Below are 18306 nucleotides of genomic sequence, written 5' to 3'. Positions count from 1 at the left end.
TGCATCCCGGTGACACCTCGTATCAACTCCGCCACGTGCGGTCTCCTTCCGTTCGGTCGGGGACGAACCAATCGAGCGGAGAACCATGAGACCCAGCATCACGGTCGGCGCCGCACTAGCGGCCACCGTGGCACTCGCCCTGCCTGCGCACGCCGCCACCGGCAACCTGCCCGGCGGCACGAGCATCGGCGTGACCATCACGAGCCCGGCGAACAACGCCGTCGTCGTACCCGGTCCGGTCACCGTGACCGGCAAGGCGTCGATCGGCACCGGCGCCGCGGTCGTCGACACCGCCCTGACCTACGTGCTCGACGTGTCCGGTTCCACCGGCGCCACCGTGACAGCGGGCTGCGGCGGCGACCAGAACGGCGACGGCAACCCCGCGACGATCCTCGACTGCGAGATCGCCGCCGCCCGCTCCCTCAACGCCAAGGCCGCGGTCCCCAACACCGTCGTCGGCAGCGTCGGTGCCGCCGTGTTCGGCTCGGACAGCGCGACCGTCGACGTCAGCCCGGCGGCAGGTGACCAGAAGGTCGCCGCGCCCACTGCCGACGCCAACGGCAACGGCACCCCCGACATCTCCGAAGCGCTGGGCAGCGCGCACATCGGCAACGTGCAGCTCTTCACGCCCCACAGCTTCGCCTCCGGCACCAACTACACCGCGGGCCTGACCGCCGGCCTCGCCTCGGCCACCGCCGCGCCGCAACAGCGCAAGCTGATGATCTTCCTGTCCGACGGTGCCGGCTCCGGTGCCGTCGACGCCCTGCTGCAGCAGGCCAACGACGCCGGCATCAAGATCTTCACCTTCGCCGTGTCCAACGGCGTCGCCTGCGGCCAGGCGAACGCCCCGAACTCGTTGCGCAAGATCGCCGAGACCACCGGCGGCACCTGCACCGAGGTCCCGGACGTCTCCCAGCTGCCCGACGTCGTGCCCGGCGTCATCGCCTCCAAGCTCACGCAGCTGACGCTGAAGGTCGACGGCGGCGCGGACCTCCCGATCACCTCGATCACCCCGGGCCTGCCGCAGGACGGGCCCGCGACGGTCGACTACACGGTCAACACCCCGGCGCTGGCCGCGGGCACGCACGAGCTGTGCGTCACCGCCCGCGGCACCGATGGCGGCGGAGCCGGTGGCGTGACCGAGTGCGTCACCGTCAAGGTCAACGCCCCGCCCGTGGTCAAACCCGGCGGCCCGTACTCCGGCCAGGAAGGCACCAACGTCAGCCTCGCCGGCCTGGTGACCGACCCGGACGGCCCGTCACTGACCACGGCGTGGACCGCGGCCCCGCAGTCCGGGGTGGACGCGGGCGCGACCTGCTCGTTCGGCAACGCCGCCGCCCAGACCACGACGGTCAAGTGCACCGATGACGGCGTGTGGCAGCTGACGCTGACCGGCAACGACGGCCTCAACCCGCCCGTCGCCGTGTCCACGACGCTGACGCTGGCCAACGTCGCCCCGCAGGTCACCCTGAACGCCGACAAGACGCTCGTCACCCGTGGCACCGCCGTGAACTTCTCCGCGCCGTTCACCGACATCGCCACCAACGACAAGCACACCTGCACCCTGGACTTCGACGACGGCAGCCCGGTGGTCAACGGCACCGTCGCCCAGGGAGCCGGTAGCGGCACCTGCACCGCCTCGCGCACGTTCACCGCGCTCGGCGCGCACAACGTCCTGGTGAAGGTGACCGACGACGACGGCGCCTCCGCCACGGCGGTCGTGAAGGTCGTCGTCTATCTGCGCGGTGAGGCGTGGGCGCTCAACGCGACCGGCCTGATCACCGTCGCCAAGACGCCGCACGCCCAGTGCCCGCCCAACGAGGACAAGACCGTCGCCGCGGTCAACGTCCTGGGCCTGGCGTCGGTGAACGCCCTGCACGCCGACTGCACCCTCGACGCGAACACCGGCCGCACCGTCGCGTCGGCACGGGTGGAGGGAGCCTCCCTGCTCGGTGGCCTGATCACGCTCAACGCCATCGAGGCCAAGTGCGAGAGTGACGCCAACGGCGTCGTCGGCTCGTCGAAGGTCGGCACGCTCAACGGCCAGGCCATCGGCACCGGTCCGCTCACCCTCACCATCGGCATCGCGACCGTCCGTCTCAACGAGACAGCGACAGGGCCGAACGGCCAGCTGATCCAGAACGCCGTCCGAGTCACCACGATCCTCGGCCAGGAGATCATCCTGTCGGCCTGCCGCCTGGGCTGACCCGGCCGCTGGGCTGACGCTACTTCGCGGCGTCAGCCCAGCTCGTGTCCGGTCGTCACGTCCACGTGCGCCGGGACCTCCTCGTGCCGATCGCCCACGGTCAGCGTTCCGCTCGGCTCGAACAGCAGGATCCGCGCACCGTGCGGGGCCACCGGCTTGTGGAACGTGCCGCGCGGCACGGTGAACACCTCGCCCTTGCCGAGCACGACCGTGCGTTCGCCGTCGGGTTCACGCAGCCCGATGTGCAGTTCGCCGTCCAGCACGAGGAAGAACTCGTCGGTGTCGTCGTGCACGTGCCAGACGTGCTCACCCTCGACCTTCGCGACGCGCACGTCGTAGTCGTTGACGCGGGTGACGATCCGAGGGCTCCACAGGGCGTCGAAGGAGGCCAGAGCCTTGTTCAGGGCGATGGGTTCGTTCATGCCGTCGAGCCTGGTCGTTGGCGAGCCCCCTGCGTGAGTGCTAGGAATCGCACATGTCGCAAGAATCCTCGCACCGCGTCGTCGTCATCGTGGACGAGAACTCCAACCCGTTCGAACTCGGCTGCGCCACCGAGGTCTTCGGCCTGCACCGTCCCGAGATCGGCGGCCACCTCTACGACTTCCGCCTGTGCTCACCGCAACCGCACACGGCGATGCGCGACGGCTTCTTCACCCTCACCGGCGTGCACAGCCTTCAGGCCGCAGAGCACGCCGACACCCTCATCGTCCCCAACCGCCCCAACGTCGAGGTACCCCGACGCCCTGAGGTCCTCGACGCCATCCGCCGAGCCCACGCCCGGGGCGCCCGCCTCGTCGGCTTCTGCAGCGGCGCCTTCACCCTCGCCGAAGCAGGAGTCCTCGACGGCCGCCGCGCCACCGCCCACTGGCAGTGGGCCGACGACTTCCGCACCCGCTTCCCGGCCGTGCACCTCGAACCCGACGTCCTGTTCGTCGACGACGGCGACATCCTCACCTCCGCCGGCAGCGCCGCCGCCCTCGACCTCGGCCTGCACCTGGTGCGCCGCGACCACGGCGCCGAGATCGCCAACTCCGTCAGCCGCCGCCTCGTCTTCGCCGCCCACCGCGACGGCGGCCAGCGACAGTTCGTCGAACGCCCCGTACCCGACCTGCCCGACGAGTCACTCGCCCCCGTCCTGGCCTGGGCCCAGCACCACCTCGACACCCCGCTCACCGTCACCTCGCTGGCCGCCCGCGCCGCCGTCAGCCCGGCCACGCTGCACCGCCGCTTCCAGGCCCAGCTCGGCACGACACCGCTGGCGTGGCTCACCGGGGAACGCGTCACCCTCGCGTGCCGGCTGATCGAGCTAGGGGAGCGGCGCTTCGACGTCGTCGCCCGCCGCACGGGCCTGGGCACCGCCGCCAACCTGCGCGCCCTGATGCGCCGCGAAACCGGCCTCACCCCGTCGGACTACCGGCGCCGCTTCAGCTCAGCGCCCGCAGAATGATCCGCTCGACCACCCGCGTCTTCGCGTCGGCGTAGTCCTGCACCCGCTTCCAGGTCCGGCCCGCCAACTCCCGCTTCGTGCGCTCGTACTCCTCCCGATCCTCCGGATAGGCGCGCAGCCGGTCGCGGAACGCCAGCATCCGATCCAGCTCCTCGCACCTGGGGGAGTAGACGTGCAGGTTCACGTTCGGCTCCGTGCCCTTGAGCAACCGGTGCTCGTGCCACGTCCGCTCCCGCAACCGCAGGTAGTAGCCCGCCGCCACCAACGCCGGCACGTAGGCGTCCTCGTCGGCCGAGTCCGGCACGATCAGCAGGACGTCGATCAGCGGCTTCGCCGCCAGCCCCGGCACCGACGTCGACCCGACGTGCTCCAGCCTGACGATCTGCTCGCCCAGCGCCGCCCGGATCTTCGCCTCCTCGGCGGCGTACCACTGCGGCCAGGCCGGGTTGTAGTCCTCCAGCACCACCGGGGCGTTGTGCGGCGGCGTCTCCGTCACGAACTCCACCTCGCCCGGCTCCACCGGCCGCGCGAGATAGGCGCGTTCGAGAACGTCCAGCACGACCTCGGTCTTCGCGGCCGCGTAGTCCTGCACCCGCTCCCACTCCCGCCCCGCCAGCGCCCGCTTGGCCGACGCGTACAACTCGCGGTCCTCGGCGTTGTCACGCAGCCAGTCGCGGAAGAGCAGATGCCGCCGCACCTGAGCACACCCACGCGGGAACACGTGCAGATTGATGTTCGTGTCCGGGCCCTTGAGGATCCGGTGGTCGTGCCAGTCGTCCTCCCGCACCGTCACCCGATACCCCGCGGCCTCCAACGCCGGCACGTACGACACCTCGTCGCGCGGATCGTCCGCCACCAGCATCAGATCGATCACCGGCTTCGCACACAACCCCGGCACCGACGTCGACCCCACGTGCTCCAACTCGGCACCTGGCAGCGCGGCCAGCACCCGTGCGCGTTCCCGCTCGTACAGACCAGGCCAGGAGACGTCGTACTCGGCGAGCTCGATGTTCACGGCAAACCCCCACATAGGCAGTCGGCCAGAATATCAACTCCCGAACAGGTCACCCGCCGACTCGACCCGCGCCAGCACCTCGTCCGCCGTGAACACCAGATCCTCCACGACCTCGCAGTCCTCGACCTCGTCCCACGTGATCGGCGTCGACACCGCCGGCCGCTCCCTGGCCCGCAACGAGTACGGCACGATCGTCGTCTTCGCCGGGTTGTTCTGCGACCAGTCGATGAACACCTTCCCCGGCCGCTGCGCCTTCGCCATCGTCGACACGACCAGCTTCGGATGCTCCTGCGCCAGCCGCTGCGCCACCGCCTTCGCGTACTCCGACGTGTCCTTCGCCGGGGCGTACGCGTACACCTGCATGCCCTTGTTGCCCGACGTCTTCGCCCACGAGTCCACGCCGTCGTCGTCCAGCACCATCCGCACCTGCTCCGCGACCCGGCAACACTCCACGATCGTCGCCGGCGCACCCGGATCCAGGTCGAACACCAGCAGGTCAGGATCCCGCTTGCCCCCACGCGGCCCCACCGTCCACTGCGGCACGTGCAACTCCAGCGCCGCCAGGTTCGCCAGCCACACCAGCGTCGCCAGCTCGTCCACCATCACGTAGTTGACGGTCTCGTTGCCCTTCGAGCTGCCCGGCGAGTCCAGCCGCATCGTCCGCACCCACTCCGGACGGTGCTCCGGCGCGTTCTTCTCGAAGAACCACTTCCCGTCCACCCCGTTGGGGTAGCGCTTCAACGTCACCGGACGGTCCTTGAGATGGGGGAGCAGCACCGGCGCGATCCGGGTGTAGTAATCGATCACCTCACCCTTGGTGAACCCGAACTCCGGATACAACAGCTTGTCCAGGTTCGTCAGCTTCAACACCCGGTCCTCGACCCGCACAGTCGCGTCACTGCTGCTCAACCCGACGCACCTCCTCCGGCGTCTTGTCCGGCCGCAACCCGCGCCACGCCGGAAACCGCATCCGCCCGTCCGGCGTCCACTGCCGGAACACCACCTCGGCCACCAGCTCCGGCTCCACCCACTTCGCGCCCTTCGCCCGTTCCCGCGGCATCTCCGTCACGAACGGCGAACCCTTGCGCGCCAACGCCTTCAACCGCGGCGTCAACACCGCCAGCTCCGCGTCGTTGAACCCGGTGCCCACCGAACCCGCGAACGTCAGCCCGCCGTCCTGGGGGATACCCAGCAACAGCGCCCCCACCACACCCGAACGCTTGCCCTCACCCATCCGCCAGCCGCCGATCACCACCTCCTGCGCCAGCAGGTCCGTGATCTTGCGCCACACCGGGCTGCGCGTCCCCGGCTGATAGACCGAATCCAGCCGCTTCGCCACCACACCCTCCAGGCCCTGCTCACGGCTCGCCGCCAGCACCGAAGCGCCGTCCTCGTCGTAGGACGGGGGAGTCAGCCAGTTCGGGCCCTTCAACTCCAGACCCCTGAGCAGCTCACGCCGTTGCCGGAAGGGGAGCTGCATCGTGGAACTGCCATCCAGGTGCAGCAGGTCGAACAGCAGCAACGTGGCCGGATACTGCCTCCCGGCCCGGCGCGCGGCCTCCGACCTCGTCACGTGCATCCGGTTCTGCAACGCGCTGAAACTCGGCCGACCGTTCTGCAACGCGACGATCTCCCCGTCGAGCAACGCCTCCGTCGACCCCAGCTGCTCACCCACACCCTGCAGCTCCGGATAGGCGACCGTGATGTCGTTGCCCAGCCGCGACCACGCCTGCACACGCCCGCCCTCGACCCTCAGGATCGCCCGGACGCCGTCCCACTTGAACTCGTAAGCCCAAAGATCATCATCGTCCTGGGGGAGGGGACCGGGAACAGCGAGCATCGGCTTCAGCTGCTCCGGCAACGTCTTCCAGTCCGGACGCGCCGGAGCGTGCCGGCGCTTCATCATCCAGTTCTTCTCGTCCTTGCCCGACCGGAAGAACACGAACTGACCCTGCACACGATGACCGTGCAGAACGACGTCGACCTCACGGTCCGACCACTTCACCGTCTCATAGCGGCCACGATCCCAGATGACCATCTCGCCGCCGCCGTACTCACCCTTCGGAATCTCCCCGGAGAACTGCGCGTACTCCAGCGGATGGTCCTCGGTGTGCACAGCCAGACGCACCACATCAGTCGTGGACGGCAAACCCTTCGGCACCGCCCACGACACCAGAACACCATCACGCTCCAACCGCACATCCCAATGCAGGCTGCTCGCGTGATGCTCCTGAATCACGAACGTGTCGTCATTGCCCTTCGGCAACTCGTCCGCGCTCGGAACGGGCTCCGGCGTCCTGGCCGGATCCCTCTTGCGCCGGTACTCGCCGAGCCCGGCCATCTACGCCGACGAGGCCTTCTTCTTCGGCGGCGCCTTCTTCTCGCTCTTCCGCCCGGCCTTCGCCTTCTCCACACTGCGCTCCAGCGCCGTCATCAGATCGATGACATCGCCCTTCTCCTCGGCCTCCGGCTGCTCAGGCAACTCCGCACCCTCCGCCTTCGCCGCGATCACCTTCTCCAGCGCGTCCCGATAGTCATCGGTGAACGTGTCCGGATCGAAGTCACCCGCCATCGACTCCACCAGCGACGTCGCCATCTTCAACTCCTGCGGCCGCACCTCGACGTCCTGGTCCAGGAAGTCGAACTCCGCCTTGCGAATCTCGTCCGGCCACAACATCGTGTGCATCACCAGCACGTCATCACGCGCCCGGATCGTCGCCAGCGTCTCCTTCTGCCGGATCGTGATCTTCACGACCGCCAGCTGACCTGTCTTGACGAGAGCGTCCCTGAGCAGCACGTACGGTCGTGCGGCGGCCTTGTCCGGCTCCAGGTAGTACGTCTTCTGGAAGTAGATCGGATCAATCTCCTCCGCCGGCACGAACTCCAGCACGTCGATCGACTTGTCGGTCTTCACCGGCAACTTGTCGAAGTCCTCGTTCTCCATGATCACCATGCGGCCGTCGTCCAACTCATAGCCCTTGGTGATCTCCGAATACTCGACCTCTTCACCGCACACCGAACAGACGCGCTTGTACTTGATGCGCCCGCCGTCCTCCCGGTGCACCTGGTTGAAACGGAAGTCGTGCTCCTCGACAGCCGTGTAGAGGCGCACGGCGATCGTCACCAACCCGAAGGAGATGGCCCCACGCCACACGGATCTCATTCTCATTGGGTACCCCTGAAATGCGGTTTTCGCACTATCAGATCACCCACTTGGCCTAACGATCCGGCAACTGAGCGACCCCCGGCCCACGCGTCACAACCGAGAGTCCCGCATCCCACTGGAACACCGCTAGATGTCCTTGAGCGCCCGGTACGTCCTGTTGCTCGCCACCGCGGCTCGTCTCTCGCGCGCCGTCGCCTCGATGTAGTTCTGACTCGTCGCCAAACTCGCATGCCCCAGCAGCGCCATGATCTCGCTCGCGTTCGCCCCGTCCTCGGCCAGCCGCGTCGCGAACGTGTGCCGCAGAGCATGCAAACTCGCCCCCGTCGGCACCCGGTCGTTCAACCCCGCCCACCGAAAACACGACTTCACCAGGTACTCCAGCCCACCCCGCCCGATCGGCTCACCATGCCGGTCCCTGAGCAACGCCGACTCACGATCAAAACGCCCCTGCGGAAAACGCTGCTTACAACTCTTCAGGTACGCCTCCACGATGCGCTCCATCGGAGGCTCGATGGGGACGGACCTGTCCCGGTTGCCCTTGCCCTTCACGTGCAGCCGCTGATCACCCTCACGCCCGACCACGCTCGCCAATGTGAGGGTCCGCATCTCAGCACTTCGGAGGCCTGCGACCAGCCCCAGCGCGATGACCAGCACGTCCCGTTCAGGCCACGGATCACGCCCCTTTGTCGCACCCTCCGCCGCGGCCGAGAGCAACTGCTCGGGGGTGTCCTCACCACGCAGGGGCTTGGGCACGAGCGGAGGCGTCTTGGGGCGGGCGATGGCACCCATCGGGTTGCCGGCGATGAGGTCCTCGGCCACGCAGAACGTCAGGAACTGGTTCCACGTAGACCAGGCGCGCAGCACGGAGCTCTTGGCGTGGGTGTCCGCGAACAACCCGAAAGCCTGACGGAGGTTCGCCCCGGTGAGCTGGCCCATGGTGAGTTCCTCGACGGGGGAGAGGAGGGCCTCGGCCAGGAGTGTGTTCACGCCGGAGAGATCCCGCTGGTAGGCCGCCGTCGTGTGCGGCGAGTCCTTGCGAGTCCGGCGGGCGAGGAAGAAGGCGTCCTGGGCGGCGAGCACGTGCATATGGATCTTGTACCGCACACCACCGACAATTCCGCGCACTGTGCTGGATAATGGCGATTATGCATGATATGTCCGTTTCGCCGGGATTCGACGTGGCGGAGGAAGCCGCTGGACCAGGTGGCGTCACTTGTCGGGGATCGCGAACGTAATGGCACCCCGCCACGTACGTCTCACTGACGACACGTCGGTGTCGACCGCGCTCCGACATCGCCGTGGATCTGATGTTGTGGCGTCTGCAAGCGCAGCCGGCCTGCCCGTTGGCTGCGTCTTGCAGACGCGGCGACACGGGCGTTTCAGCCCCTTCTGAGACGATCTTCGCAGGTCGTCGTTTTGCCGATAATCTACATTATGTCAAGTAACGTGGATCCGGCGCTGGTGGCGGGCCTCTCCTGCCATGCTCGGCGGCGTGTCTGACTGGGATCGGTTCCTGGAGTGCGTGCCGTGGTTCGTGGAGCCGGGCTCCGCGGTCGTCGTCGGCCCGGTTTCCTCTTGGGCTCGCGGGCCGTTGCCCGGGTTTTCGGAGTTGTCGGCTCTGCTGGCGTCCGCGACCGTCACGCCGGTGTCCGTGGCGGGCCGTCCTTATGAACTTCTGGCGTGGGGTCGTTCTGACGACCGCCGCGGCTGGCTCTGTCAGCCGCCTTCTCGAGTCGCCGGCTCTCCGGCGTTCCTGGAACGCCTCTGGGCGGTGTTCGGCGGGATCGTTGAGCAGTTCGGTGGTCCGTCGACGCTGTGGCTGAACCAGAACGAGGTGTTGACGGTGTCGGCGTCGCGGACGTCGTTCGCTGATGTCGTCGGTCAGTACGACTGGTTGTGGACGGACGAGAAGCTGCCCCTTCCGGGCGAGGAGTTGCTGCCTTTCGTCACCGTGGCGATAGAAGCCAACGGGAACCTGACGGCGGCGCACGGCGAGACGGGCCGTCTTGTGCTGTTCGCGCCTGACCATTCGTTCGACAGCGTCACGCCGTTGCCGGGATGCCCGCGGTTCTCCTTGTACTCATTCGACGCGATGCCGGATGTCTGGTCGTGGGTGGAGTCGGTCGCGCGTGACTGGCAGGCTCCGCGTTCATGATCGATGAGTTCGCGAAGAAGTACCTGCACGACGATTTGCGTGAGTTGCGCGAGGTGTTGGTGTGGAAGCTCGACGGGTTGGCCGAGGCGGACGTGCGGCGGCCGTTGGTGGGGTCGGGGACGAATCTGCTGGGTTTGGTGAAGCATCTGACGTTGACGGAGTCGCGGTACTTCGGTGAGGTGTTCGGGCGGCCGTTTCCTGAGCCGATGCCTCGGTGGGACGACTTGGCGGCGCGTGGGTCGGACATGCGGGCGGACGAGTCGGAGTCGCGTGAGGACATCGTTGAGCGCTATCGGCGTGCGTGTGCGCACTCGGATGCGACGATCGCGGCGCTTGCGGTGGACTCCCCTGGTCATGTGCCGTGGTGGCCGCGTCCGGACGTGATGTTGTTCAACGTGTTGGTGCATGTGACGACGGAGACCGCGCGGCATGCGGGGCACGCTGACATCTTGCGGGAGCAGCTCGACGGCGCGACCGGTGAGGGGCGTTGAGGCAGACTCCCCCGCATGCGTTTTGCGATCTACGTGCCTTGTTATGGCGAGACCTATGGCGATCCGGCGGTGCTGTGTTCGTTGGCCGTTGAGGCCGAGGCGGCCGGCTGGGACGGGTTCTTCATGTGGGATCACCTGGTGGCGGAGCCGTTGGTGGCTGATCCGTGGGTGACGTTGGGGGCGGTGGCGGCGCGGACGTCGCGAATCGTGCTGGGGCCGATGATCACGCCTGTCCCCCGGCGTCGTCCGTGGAAGCTGGCTGTGGAGGCGTCGACCTTGCAGCGGTTGTCGGGTGGGCGGTTGGTGCTCGGGGTGGGGATGGGTGTGCCTCGGGATTACACGTCGTTCGGTGAGGTGTCGGATGCGCGGTCGCGTGCGGCGCGGTTGACCGAGGGTGTGGAGTTGGTGCAGGAGTTGCTCTCGGGTGATCCGGTGGAGCATCGGGGTGCTGTGTTCGAGGCGTCCGGGGTGCGGTTCGCTCCGGTGGACGTGCCGGTGTGGACGTCGGGGATCTGGCCGCGGAAGGTGCCGTTCCTGGCGGCGGCGCGGGCGTCGGGGTTGTTTCCGATCATTCAGGACGGGTCGGGTGGGTTCGCGGTGGCGTCTCCTGCGCAGGCGGCGTCGATGAAGGCGGAGTTCGTGGCTGCGGGTGGGCCTGTGGACGGGGATTTGGCGATCTGGGGTGGTGGGGCGCGGCCGTCTGTGGCGCAGGTGTCGGAGTTCGCGGACGCCGGTGCGACGTGGTTGTTGCTGGACGGGTGGAAGGCGTCGTTTCCGGAGCTGCGTTCCTACATTTCTGCTGGTCCGCCGCGTTAGAACGATCTTGTCGGGGGTGCTTGCCACACTGAGGGGCATGGAATACGCGATCTATGTTCCTTCGTTCGGTTCGTCGCTGGGTGATCCGTCGGTCCTGGTGTCGCTCGCGGTGGCGGCGGAGGAGGCGGGGTGGGACGGGTTTTTCCTGTGGGATCACGTGGTGGTGCCGGAGGAGCCTGTTGTCGCTGATGTCTGGGTGACGTTGGGGGCGGTGGCGGCGCGGACGTCGAGGCTGCGGCTGGGGCCGTTGGTGACGTCGCTGGGGCGTCGGCGGCCGTGGAAGGTGGCGTTGGAGGCGTCGACCCTGCAGCGGTTGTCCGGTGGGCGGCTGGTGCTCGGGGTGGGTGCGGGTGTGCCGCAGGACTACTCCCCCTTCGGCGAGCGTGCGTCGCGTGCTGGGGCGATGTCGGAGGGCGTCGAGCTGTTGCGGGCGTTGTTGTCCGGCGCCGAGGTCGAGCACCGGGGTGCGTTGTTCGAGGTGTCCGGTGTGCGGTTCGCGCCGGTGGAGGTGCCGATCTGGGTCGGCGGGAACTGGCCGCGGTCGTCGCCGTTCCGTGCGGCGGAGCATGCGGCGGGTGTGGTGCCGGCGACGTTCGGCCCTGACGGGTTGGTGGTGCTCTCCCCCGAGGATGCGGCTCGCTTGAAGGCGGACTTCGTGGCGTCGGGCGGGCCTGATGACGGTGATGTCGTGATGTGGGGTGGCGGCGTGTTGCCGGAGGAGGTGAAGGAGTACGAGGCCGCGGGCGTGACGTGGATGCTGACCGACGGTGGCGCGCAGGAGCTGGACGAGCTGCGGGCGTTCGTGGCGGCGGGTCCGCCGCGGTCAGGCGTGTAGGCCGCGGAGCAGGGTCGCGAGGTAGCGGCGGGCGGTGGTGAGCCGGTCGGCGGGGCTCGCGCTGTGCACGTAGGTGGCGTAGGAGATGCCGCACATGAGCGGGACGAGGTCGTCGTCGTGCACGTCGGGGCGGACGGTTCCGGCGTCGCGGGCGCGGGCGAGCAGTTTGGCGCCGGTGGCGAGGATCTGCGCTTTGAGTTCGGTGGTGCGCGGCAGCACGTCCTGGGTCGTGGCGGCGACCTTGACGAGTGCGGCGTCGGTGACCTGGCCTTCGACGAGCCTGGTGAGGAAGTCGGCGAAGGCTTTCCACGGGTCGTCGTGGGTGAGGGCTTGTTCGCCGTGGCCGGCGAGTGCTTCGAGGCAGGGCGTGGCGACGGTCTCGAGGAGCGCTTCGGTGGTCGGGAAGTGCCGGTAGACCGTGCCGACGCCCAGTCCTGCGCGGCGGGCGACGTCGTTGAGTTGCAGCGGGGTGCCTTCGTCGACGAGTTCTCTGGCGACGGTGAGGATGTGCTCCCAGTTGCGGGCGGCGTCCTTTCGCTGCGGCGTCATGCCTCCAGCTTAATTGGATACGCCATCCGGAACGTGGACGAGTGGCGCGTGCCTCTCGCTGAGCCTGCGCACGGCCTGCTGGACGCGTGGGTCCGTGGCCGTGCGGTTCGGTGACACGGGAACGGCACGGCGCCCGATGACGGTGCCCGAGGCCAGCGTCGTGTCGGTCGCCGCCAGGATCGAGGGCCGGGCGGCCGCGGAGACGGGTCCGGAAGTAGCCCGTTCGAACGTGCGGCGGACCAGCGGCCACAGCAGCCGCAGCCCAGGCGACACGATCTTGGACGTGCGCATGGTGCCGTCGGTCATGTCGGTGTCCGCGCCACCGGGGTCGGCCGCGAGCACCGCCACCTTCGTCTGCCGCTGGGCGAGGTCGAGGGTGTAGGCGAGGTTCGCGAGCTTGGCGCGCCCGTACCAGTGGAACCCGTAGTAGCCACCGGGCGGCTCGACCTCGTCGAACACCTTCTTCGCGACCACCACGGAGCCGGACGTCACGTTCACGACCCGGCCGGTCAGCACCGGGAGCAGCAGCTCGGTGAGCAGGTAGGGCGAGAGGTGGTTGACGACGAACGAGGCTTCGACGCCGTCGAACTCGGCACGATCGGCGAACATGGCGCCGACGTTGTTGACCAGCACCTCCAACTCCCCTTCGGCGGCGATCCGCTCGGCGAGCGCACGCACCTCGTCGAGTGAGGCGAGGTCGGCCTGCAGGAATCTCGCGGGCTCTACTCCCCCGGCGTTGATCCTCTCGACGGCTCGCGCCCCACGTTCGGCATTGCGCCCCACGACCGTGACGGCAAACCCTGCCTGAGCGAGCCCCAGTGCCGTCTCCAGCCCGATGCCGCCGGTCCCCGCGGTGACCACTGCCTTGCGCGCCATGACGCTCCCCAATCCGGATAGCTGATCCGCTTGAGATCGACGCTAGCACACATACGGATGAGCTATCCGTTTCAAGGGTGAGCGAGAATGCGGCCGTGGATCTTGGGGTGATCGGCCAGGCGACAGGCATGTTCGCGGTGACGAACGTCGACGACCTGGTGCTCCTCGCGCTGTTCTTCGCGCGGGCGAAGTCGGCCTGGCAGGTCGTGACGGCCCAGTACCTGGGCTTCACCGCGATCCTGACGCTGGCCGTCGTCGGCGCGCTGGGCGCCTCCCTGCTCCCCGACCAGTTCCGCCCGTGGCTGGGCCTGATCCCCCTGGCCCTCGGCCTCAAAGCCGCCTGGTCCCTGTGGCGAGGCTCCGACGACGATGACGAACCGGACGCCGCTCCCGGCATCCTCGCGATGGCCGGCGTGACCCTGGCCAACGGCGGCGACAACATCGGCGTCTACGTCCCGGTCTTCGCCGTGGCGGACTCGCTGTGGGTCTACGTCGTGGTGTTCCTGCTGCTGGTAGGTGTCTGGTGCCTGGCGGGCTGGTTCCTGGCCTCCCGCCAGCTGGTGGCACGAGCCCTGGCCAAGTGGGGCCACATCGCTCTGCCGGTCGTACTGATCGCCATTGGTCTTTTGGTGTTGTTCTCCGGATGAGCGAGCGGATCGTCAGGTAGACATTTCGGGTGCGAAAGACCTACAGCTACAACGAGGCCGTCAAGATCCTCGGCGGCAAGGAGCACCCGGTCGTCGCTGCCATGGACAAGGTCATGGGCGGCGCGCTTCTGGCCGGCTCGTTGGGGCTGTGGGAGGTGCTCGACCTCTTCGACGCCAAGCCGGACTTCATCCGCCTGAGCAACGAGTTGATCTCCAAGGCCTCCGCGAAGCGCCGGGGCGTGAGTCGATACACCCGCACCCAGCAACTGCACGCCGCGCACGCGGTCCTGGTGATGACTGCGTTCTTCGAGGCGTTCGAAGGGCAGCAGGTCCACGTGAAGCTCACCAAGGAAGACCGCGAGCTCGTCGCGAAGTTCCGCCCGTGGGAGCTGGAACTGCCGCTTCCGTCGGTGGGGCGTTCCTACGAGGAGAACCTGACTGTTCTGACGCTGGCCTACGACGAGCTCGCCACCAATCTGTACGCCATGCTGACGGATCTGGCGTGCTGGGACGGTCTCAACGAGACCGAACGGGGGCGAGTGCACAACGCGGTCCGAAGCACCGTGACACGCGCGCTGGAGCGGTACCAGGAGCTCTTGGGTCAGCTTGCCGCCGAGTACCCGGAGATCAGGTTCTGGTGCGCGATCGAGGACGGCCGATCGGTACGCAAGGCGTTGGCACGACTGGAGGACGTGCTCAGCGAGACCACGACCGACCTGACACCTGAGGTACGGCTGGCCGAGCTGGCGGGTGCCTACCGGGGCGCGTTGCGGCGGCCGTTGGTGAAGTCGACCGAGGTGCCGGACGGCGTGCGGATCCCGAGCCTGGCCGACGCCTACGTCGACCCCAGGTTCCAGGTCGTGACCGACACGGACCGCGCTCTGGCGCCGTCTTTGCTCGCGTGGTGGGACGACGTTCCCGTCCGTGACGATCTCTACGCCTACCTGGCGGGGTATCTGACGTCACCGGAGGCGTTGGCGGCTCCTCTGCTGGTGCTGGGCGATCCGGGTTCGGGCAAGTCGGTGCTGACCGAGATGCTCGCCGCGCGGTTGCCGGCGTCGGACTTCGCCGTCGTGCGGGTGGAGCTGCGCTGCACGCCCTCGGACGCCGATCTGGTGCATCAGATCGAACGCGGCCTGCACACCCTGTTGCAGGAGCCGGTCAGCTGGGCGGACCTCTCCCGCAACACCGGCGGGGCTTTGCCCTTGGTCGTGCTGGACGGCTTTGACGAACTGCTGCAGGCCACCGGCGTGAGCCAGACCCGGTACCTGACGATCATCGCCGAGTTCCAGCAGCGCCTCGAGGACATGGGCAGGCCGGCTGTGTTCGTCGTGACAAGCCGGTTGAGCGTGTGCGCGGGCCTGGAGATGCCGCTGGGCACGCAGGTCGTGCGGCTGCTGCCGTTCGACGACGACCAGGTGCGGTCCTGGCTGGAAGTGTGGAACGCGGTCAACCGCCCGCTGCCTGCCGACACCGCCCTGCGCTACCCGGATCTGGCTTCGCAGCCGTTGTTGTTGCTGATGCTGGCGTTGTACGACGCGGTCGATGACTCGTTCCAGCTCGACCACCTCAGTCTGAGCCGCGGGCAACTGTACAAGCGCCTGCTCGACCTGTTCGCCCGGCGCGAGGTGACCAAGAGCGGTACGTCCCGGTCCAATGCCGATCTAGATCGGGACATCGAGTTCGAGCTCGACCGGTTGTCGGTGGTGGCGCTCGCGATGTTCAACCGCGGCGTGCAGTGGATCGCCGAGCAGGAGATGACGGCGGACCTCGTCCAGCTACTCGCTCTCGACTCCCCGGACCGGCTGGTCGGAACCCACACCCGCCTGTCGGCCGGCGAGACGGTGCTGGGGCGGTTCTTCTTCGTGCAGAAGACGGAGGCCGTACGTGCGGACTCCACCACGCTGCGGACCTACGAGTTCCTGCACGCCACCTTCGGTGAGTACCTCGTGGCGCGGTTCGTGTGGAACAGGCTCACGGAACTGCGAGAGGAGGACCGTGCCCGGTCGAAGCGCAAGTCCTCGGCGGACGACACCGAGCTCTACGCCGTGCTGTCCTATATGGCGCTGATGACGAGCAAACCGGTGCTGGACTTCCTTCGGGAGTTCGCGGCGAAGTCCGACCGGGACGGGCTGCTCGACCTGGTGTCGAGGTTGTTCGCGGCGCGGGACGAGACGAGGAAGTCGCGTGGTGACTACAGGCCGGTGCCGGTGCCCGACTCGGTTCGGGACGCGAAGTACTCGCTCAACCTGGTGGTGCTGGCGTTGGCGCTACGGGACAGGATCTTTGCCGACGAGTTGGGCGTGAGCGTGGACGACTGGCGGCGGCTGGCCTTGTTCTGGAAGTCGCGGCTGTCGTCGAGCGAGTGGGCGAACGTCGTGCTGTGGTTCTGGGTGGAGCGCGACGCCGACCGGCACTTCGCGGTGAGCCTCAGCAACCGCGACCGGGAGGTCCACAACGAGTGGTTGCTGATGTCGGAGCCGTACGTGACGTTGGACGAGGTCAGCGTGACGTTGCGAGACGCGCTGACGCCGCTGGTGTCCCAGTACGGCATCGCCGTGACGGCGGCGCTGATCAACTTGATGGTGACCCCGGTCGAGAGGTGTGTCCCTGCGCTCCACCGGCTGTACAAGGCCGACAAGGGTGCTGAGGGTGAGGTGTTCTCGCGTGAGTTCTTCGCAAGGCTCGGTACCGGTGGCGACGATGCAGAACTGCTGGAGCAATTCGCGCGGCGGGAGTATGCCGTGCACACCGAGGACATGCTGGGCGGCCTGCTCAGGTTGCACGATCTCGGGGTGGACGCAAGCGCCTTCAGCCCCAGCCTCGTGAGGGTGCTGGACTCACTCGACCAGGAAATCGTCCGTGACCTTCGGCCTGACGTGGTCAAGCGGGCCAGGCAGGCGGCGGCGGAGCTGGGTGTTGAGTTGACCTGGTGAGTTCGGCGGCCAGCGCCTCGAGCTCCTGCTCGCTGATGTCGCGCTCCCCCACCCGCCGCAGCAACTCGCGACGCGAGCACACGACGATCGCCCCAGGCCGCTGCCCGAGGTCGGCGGCGGCCACGATCTCCACCGCTCCGTCCTGCAGGACCAGGATCGGGTCGGGCGTCTCGGTGTAGAGCAGGTGCTCGATGTCCCGTCCGGTGATGGCCATGGTCAGTCTTGTACGGCGCGGGCGTAGCGGGCCGCAAGAGTGCGAACGTGTGCCACCAGCTCCGGTGGTGAGGTGACTTCGAAGTCGAAGTCGAGCATGCCGATCCACACGGCGAGCGTTTCGACGGAGTCGGAGCCGGTCACGAGCACGCAGGACGCGTCGTCCACGGCTTCGACGGTGCCGATGGCGGCGTTGATGCGGGCGGCGACGGCGTCGGCCGGGGCGTGGACGAGGACTCGGGCCTGGAAGCGCCAGGCGGCTTGGGTCACGCGGGAGGCGACGTAGGTGGTGGCGTCGAAGTCCCGTGGAGCGAAGCGCGGGCCGTGAGGGGGTTGGGGTGGGGTGATGCGGTCTACGCGGAAGCTGCGCCAGTCCTGTTTGTCGGCGTCCCAGGCTACGAGGTACCAGCGGCGGCCCCAGTTGACGAGGCGGTGGGGTTCCACTCGGCGGCGGGTTGGGGTGCCGTCGTGGGCGTTGTAGTCGAAGCGGAGGGTGTCGCTGTCTCGGCAGGCCGCGGCGAGGACCGTCAGCAACTCCGGGTCGAGGGCGGGGGCCGGGGAGTCGCGCGGGACGGATTCGACCTGTTCCAGGGCGGAGACTCGGTGGCGCAGGCGGGACGGGAGGACCTGTTCCAGCTTCAGCAGCGCGCGCAGGGACACCTCTTCCAGGCCCGTGACGGCGTTGGTGCGCAGGGCGGCCGCTACCGCGACGGCCTCGCTGTCGTCGAGCAGCAGGGGTGGGAGTTCGGCGCCGGCGCCGAGGCGGTAGCCGCCGAACGAACCTGTGGTGGCGTTGACCGGGTAGCCGAGTTCGCGCAGGCGGTCGACGTCGCGGCGGACGGTGCGGGGGCTGATCCGCAGTTCGCCGGCCAGTTCGCTGCCCTGCCAGTCGCGGCGTGACTGCAGCAGGGCGAGCAGACGCAGCAGGCGCGCCGATGTTTCCAACATGGACGG

General features: G+C 68.2%; 18 protein-coding genes. 8 read left to right on the top strand and 10 right to left on the bottom strand.

Features of this window, described 5'->3' with window-relative positions; translation table 11 throughout:
- Positions 1–85 precede the first annotated feature (85 nt).
- Positions 86–2206, top strand: a complete 2121-nt coding sequence (locus OG205_RS08500) for a choice-of-anchor P family protein (protein WP_330275695.1) — start codon at positions 86–88, stop codon at positions 2204–2206.
- Between the two features lie 32 nt (positions 2207–2238).
- On the opposite strand, the gene OG205_RS08495 is transcribed toward OG205_RS08500, so the two are convergent.
- Positions 2239–2628, bottom strand: a complete 390-nt coding sequence (locus OG205_RS08495) for a cupin domain-containing protein (RefSeq protein WP_330275694.1) — start codon at positions 2626–2628, stop codon at positions 2239–2241.
- A gap of 53 nt (positions 2629–2681) precedes the next feature.
- Here OG205_RS08495 and OG205_RS08490 point away from each other — a divergent pair, with 53 nt between their 5' ends.
- Positions 2682–3653 carry a GlxA family transcriptional regulator gene (locus OG205_RS08490; protein ID WP_330275693.1) on the top strand — a complete coding sequence of 324 codons (972 nt, stop codon included), beginning with the start codon at positions 2682–2684 and terminating at the stop codon, positions 3651–3653.
- Here OG205_RS08490 and OG205_RS08485 read toward each other — a convergent pair.
- The 5 genes from OG205_RS08485 to OG205_RS08465 all read right to left on the bottom strand — a co-directional run bounded on the left by OG205_RS08485 (position 3631) and on the right by OG205_RS08465 (position 8938).
- Entirely contained in the window at positions 3631–4668 is a 1038-nt protein-coding gene (locus OG205_RS08485; RefSeq protein ID WP_330275692.1) for a GrpB family protein, read from the bottom strand. The genes OG205_RS08490 and OG205_RS08485 overlap by 23 nt on opposite strands.
- A 33-nt stretch (positions 4669–4701) precedes the next feature.
- Entirely contained in the window at positions 4702–5577 is an 876-nt protein-coding gene (gene ligD, locus OG205_RS08480; protein ID WP_330275691.1) for a non-homologous end-joining DNA ligase, read from the bottom strand.
- Positions 5564–7009 carry a non-homologous end-joining DNA ligase gene (gene ligD / locus OG205_RS08475; protein ID WP_330275690.1) on the bottom strand — a complete coding sequence of 482 codons (1446 nt, stop codon included), beginning with the start codon at positions 7007–7009 and terminating at the stop codon, positions 5564–5566. Before ligD (OG205_RS08475) ends, ligD (OG205_RS08480) begins: the two co-directional genes overlap by 14 nt.
- Positions 7010–7837, bottom strand: coding sequence for a non-homologous end joining protein Ku (gene ku, locus OG205_RS08470; RefSeq protein ID WP_330275689.1), 828 nt, complete (start codon positions 7835–7837; stop codon positions 7010–7012).
- 123 nt (positions 7838–7960) lie between these two features.
- Positions 7961–8938, bottom strand: a complete 978-nt coding sequence (locus OG205_RS08465; protein ID WP_330278129.1) for a tyrosine-type recombinase/integrase — start codon at positions 8936–8938, stop codon at positions 7961–7963.
- Positions 8939–9326: 388 nt separating this feature from the next.
- Between OG205_RS08465 and OG205_RS08460 the strand changes: the two genes are divergently transcribed.
- Genes OG205_RS08460 through OG205_RS08445 form a run of 4 tightly spaced genes read left to right on the top strand, consistent with a single transcriptional unit; the run spans position 9327 to position 12131 of the window.
- Positions 9327–9989: a hypothetical protein gene (locus OG205_RS08460; RefSeq protein ID WP_330275688.1), complete on the top strand. Its 663-nt coding sequence runs from the start codon at positions 9327–9329 to the stop codon at positions 9987–9989.
- Positions 9986–10480 (top strand): DinB family protein, encoded by a 495-nt coding sequence (locus OG205_RS08455; RefSeq protein WP_330275687.1) that lies wholly within the window; start codon positions 9986–9988, stop codon positions 10478–10480. Before OG205_RS08460 ends, OG205_RS08455 begins: the two co-directional genes overlap by 4 nt.
- A 15-nt stretch (positions 10481–10495) precedes the next feature.
- A complete protein-coding gene (locus tag OG205_RS08450; RefSeq protein ID WP_330275686.1) occupies positions 10496–11296 on the top strand; it encodes an LLM class flavin-dependent oxidoreductase in 801 nt (266 codons plus the stop codon).
- Positions 11297–11333: 37 nt separating this feature from the next.
- Entirely contained in the window at positions 11334–12131 is a 798-nt protein-coding gene (locus OG205_RS08445; RefSeq protein ID WP_330275685.1) for an LLM class flavin-dependent oxidoreductase, read from the top strand.
- Here the strand turns inward: OG205_RS08445 and OG205_RS08440 are convergent.
- Positions 12120–12680 carry a TetR/AcrR family transcriptional regulator gene (locus tag OG205_RS08440; RefSeq protein WP_330275684.1) on the bottom strand — a complete coding sequence of 187 codons (561 nt, stop codon included), beginning with the start codon at positions 12678–12680 and terminating at the stop codon, positions 12120–12122. The two genes, OG205_RS08445 and OG205_RS08440, sit on opposite strands and share 12 nt — an antisense overlap.
- 9 nt (positions 12681–12689) lie before the next feature.
- The gene (locus OG205_RS08435; RefSeq protein WP_330275683.1) at positions 12690–13556 is read right to left on the bottom strand and encodes an SDR family NAD(P)-dependent oxidoreductase; all 867 of its coding nucleotides are present in this window, start codon (positions 13554–13556) and stop codon (positions 12690–12692) included.
- 95 nt (positions 13557–13651) lie between these two features.
- Between OG205_RS08435 and OG205_RS08430 the strand changes: the two genes are divergently transcribed.
- Both OG205_RS08430 and OG205_RS08425 read left to right on the top strand, forming a co-directional pair.
- Entirely contained in the window at positions 13652–14203 is a 552-nt protein-coding gene (locus OG205_RS08430) for a cadmium resistance transporter (protein ID WP_330278128.1), read from the top strand.
- 29 nt (positions 14204–14232) lie between these two features.
- Complete coding sequence (locus OG205_RS08425) at positions 14233–17139, top strand: NACHT domain-containing protein (RefSeq protein WP_330275682.1); 2907 nt, start codon at positions 14233–14235, stop codon at positions 17137–17139.
- Here OG205_RS08425 and OG205_RS08420 read toward each other — a convergent pair.
- Both OG205_RS08420 and OG205_RS08415 read right to left on the bottom strand, forming a co-directional pair.
- A complete protein-coding gene (locus OG205_RS08420; protein ID WP_330275681.1) occupies positions 17087–17353 on the bottom strand; it encodes a hypothetical protein in 267 nt (88 codons plus the stop codon). The genes OG205_RS08425 and OG205_RS08420 overlap by 53 nt on opposite strands.
- A gap of 2 nt (positions 17354–17355) precedes the next feature.
- A complete protein-coding gene (locus OG205_RS08415) occupies positions 17356–18300 on the bottom strand; it encodes a helix-turn-helix transcriptional regulator (RefSeq protein ID WP_330275680.1) in 945 nt (314 codons plus the stop codon).
- Positions 18301–18306: the final 6 nt, after the last annotated feature.

The organism is Lentzea sp. NBC_00516 (assembly GCF_036346835.1).
Taxonomy (GTDB): Bacteria; Actinomycetota; Actinomycetes; order Mycobacteriales; family Pseudonocardiaceae; genus Lentzea; species Lentzea sokolovensis.
Note: the sequence above shows the minus strand (reverse complement) of the source record. Positions and strands in the feature narration are given on the sequence as shown.

Excerpts from the sequence above, each read along its gene's own strand:
- ligD (WP_330275690.1), bottom strand. The coding sequence starts at position 7,009 with ATGGCCGGGCTCGGCGAGTACCGGCGCAAGAGGGATCCGGCCAGGACG.
- OG205_RS08440 (WP_330275684.1), bottom strand. The coding sequence starts at position 12,680 with ATGACGCCGCAGCGAAAGGACGCCGCCCGCAACTGGGAGCACATCCTC.
- OG205_RS08415 (WP_330275680.1), bottom strand. The coding sequence starts at position 18,300 with ATGTTGGAAACATCGGCGCGCCTGCTGCGTCTGCTCGCCCTGCTGCAG.
- OG205_RS08455 (WP_330275687.1), top strand. The coding sequence starts at position 9,986 with ATGATCGATGAGTTCGCGAAGAAGTACCTGCACGACGATTTGCGTGAG.
- OG205_RS08490 (WP_330275693.1), top strand. The coding sequence starts at position 2,682 with ATGTCGCAAGAATCCTCGCACCGCGTCGTCGTCATCGTGGACGAGAAC.
- OG205_RS08500 (WP_330275695.1), top strand. The coding sequence starts at position 86 with ATGAGACCCAGCATCACGGTCGGCGCCGCACTAGCGGCCACCGTGGCA.
- OG205_RS08495 (WP_330275694.1), bottom strand. The coding sequence starts at position 2,628 with ATGAACGAACCCATCGCCCTGAACAAGGCTCTGGCCTCCTTCGACGCC.
- ku (WP_330275689.1), bottom strand. The coding sequence starts at position 7,837 with ATGAGAATGAGATCCGTGTGGCGTGGGGCCATCTCCTTCGGGTTGGTG.
- OG205_RS08450 (WP_330275686.1), top strand. The coding sequence starts at position 10,496 with ATGCGTTTTGCGATCTACGTGCCTTGTTATGGCGAGACCTATGGCGAT.
- OG205_RS08420 (WP_330275681.1), bottom strand. The coding sequence starts at position 17,353 with ATGGCCATCACCGGACGGGACATCGAGCACCTGCTCTACACCGAGACG.
- OG205_RS08445 (WP_330275685.1), top strand. The coding sequence starts at position 11,334 with ATGGAATACGCGATCTATGTTCCTTCGTTCGGTTCGTCGCTGGGTGAT.
- OG205_RS08435 (WP_330275683.1), bottom strand. The coding sequence starts at position 13,556 with ATGGCGCGCAAGGCAGTGGTCACCGCGGGGACCGGCGGCATCGGGCTG.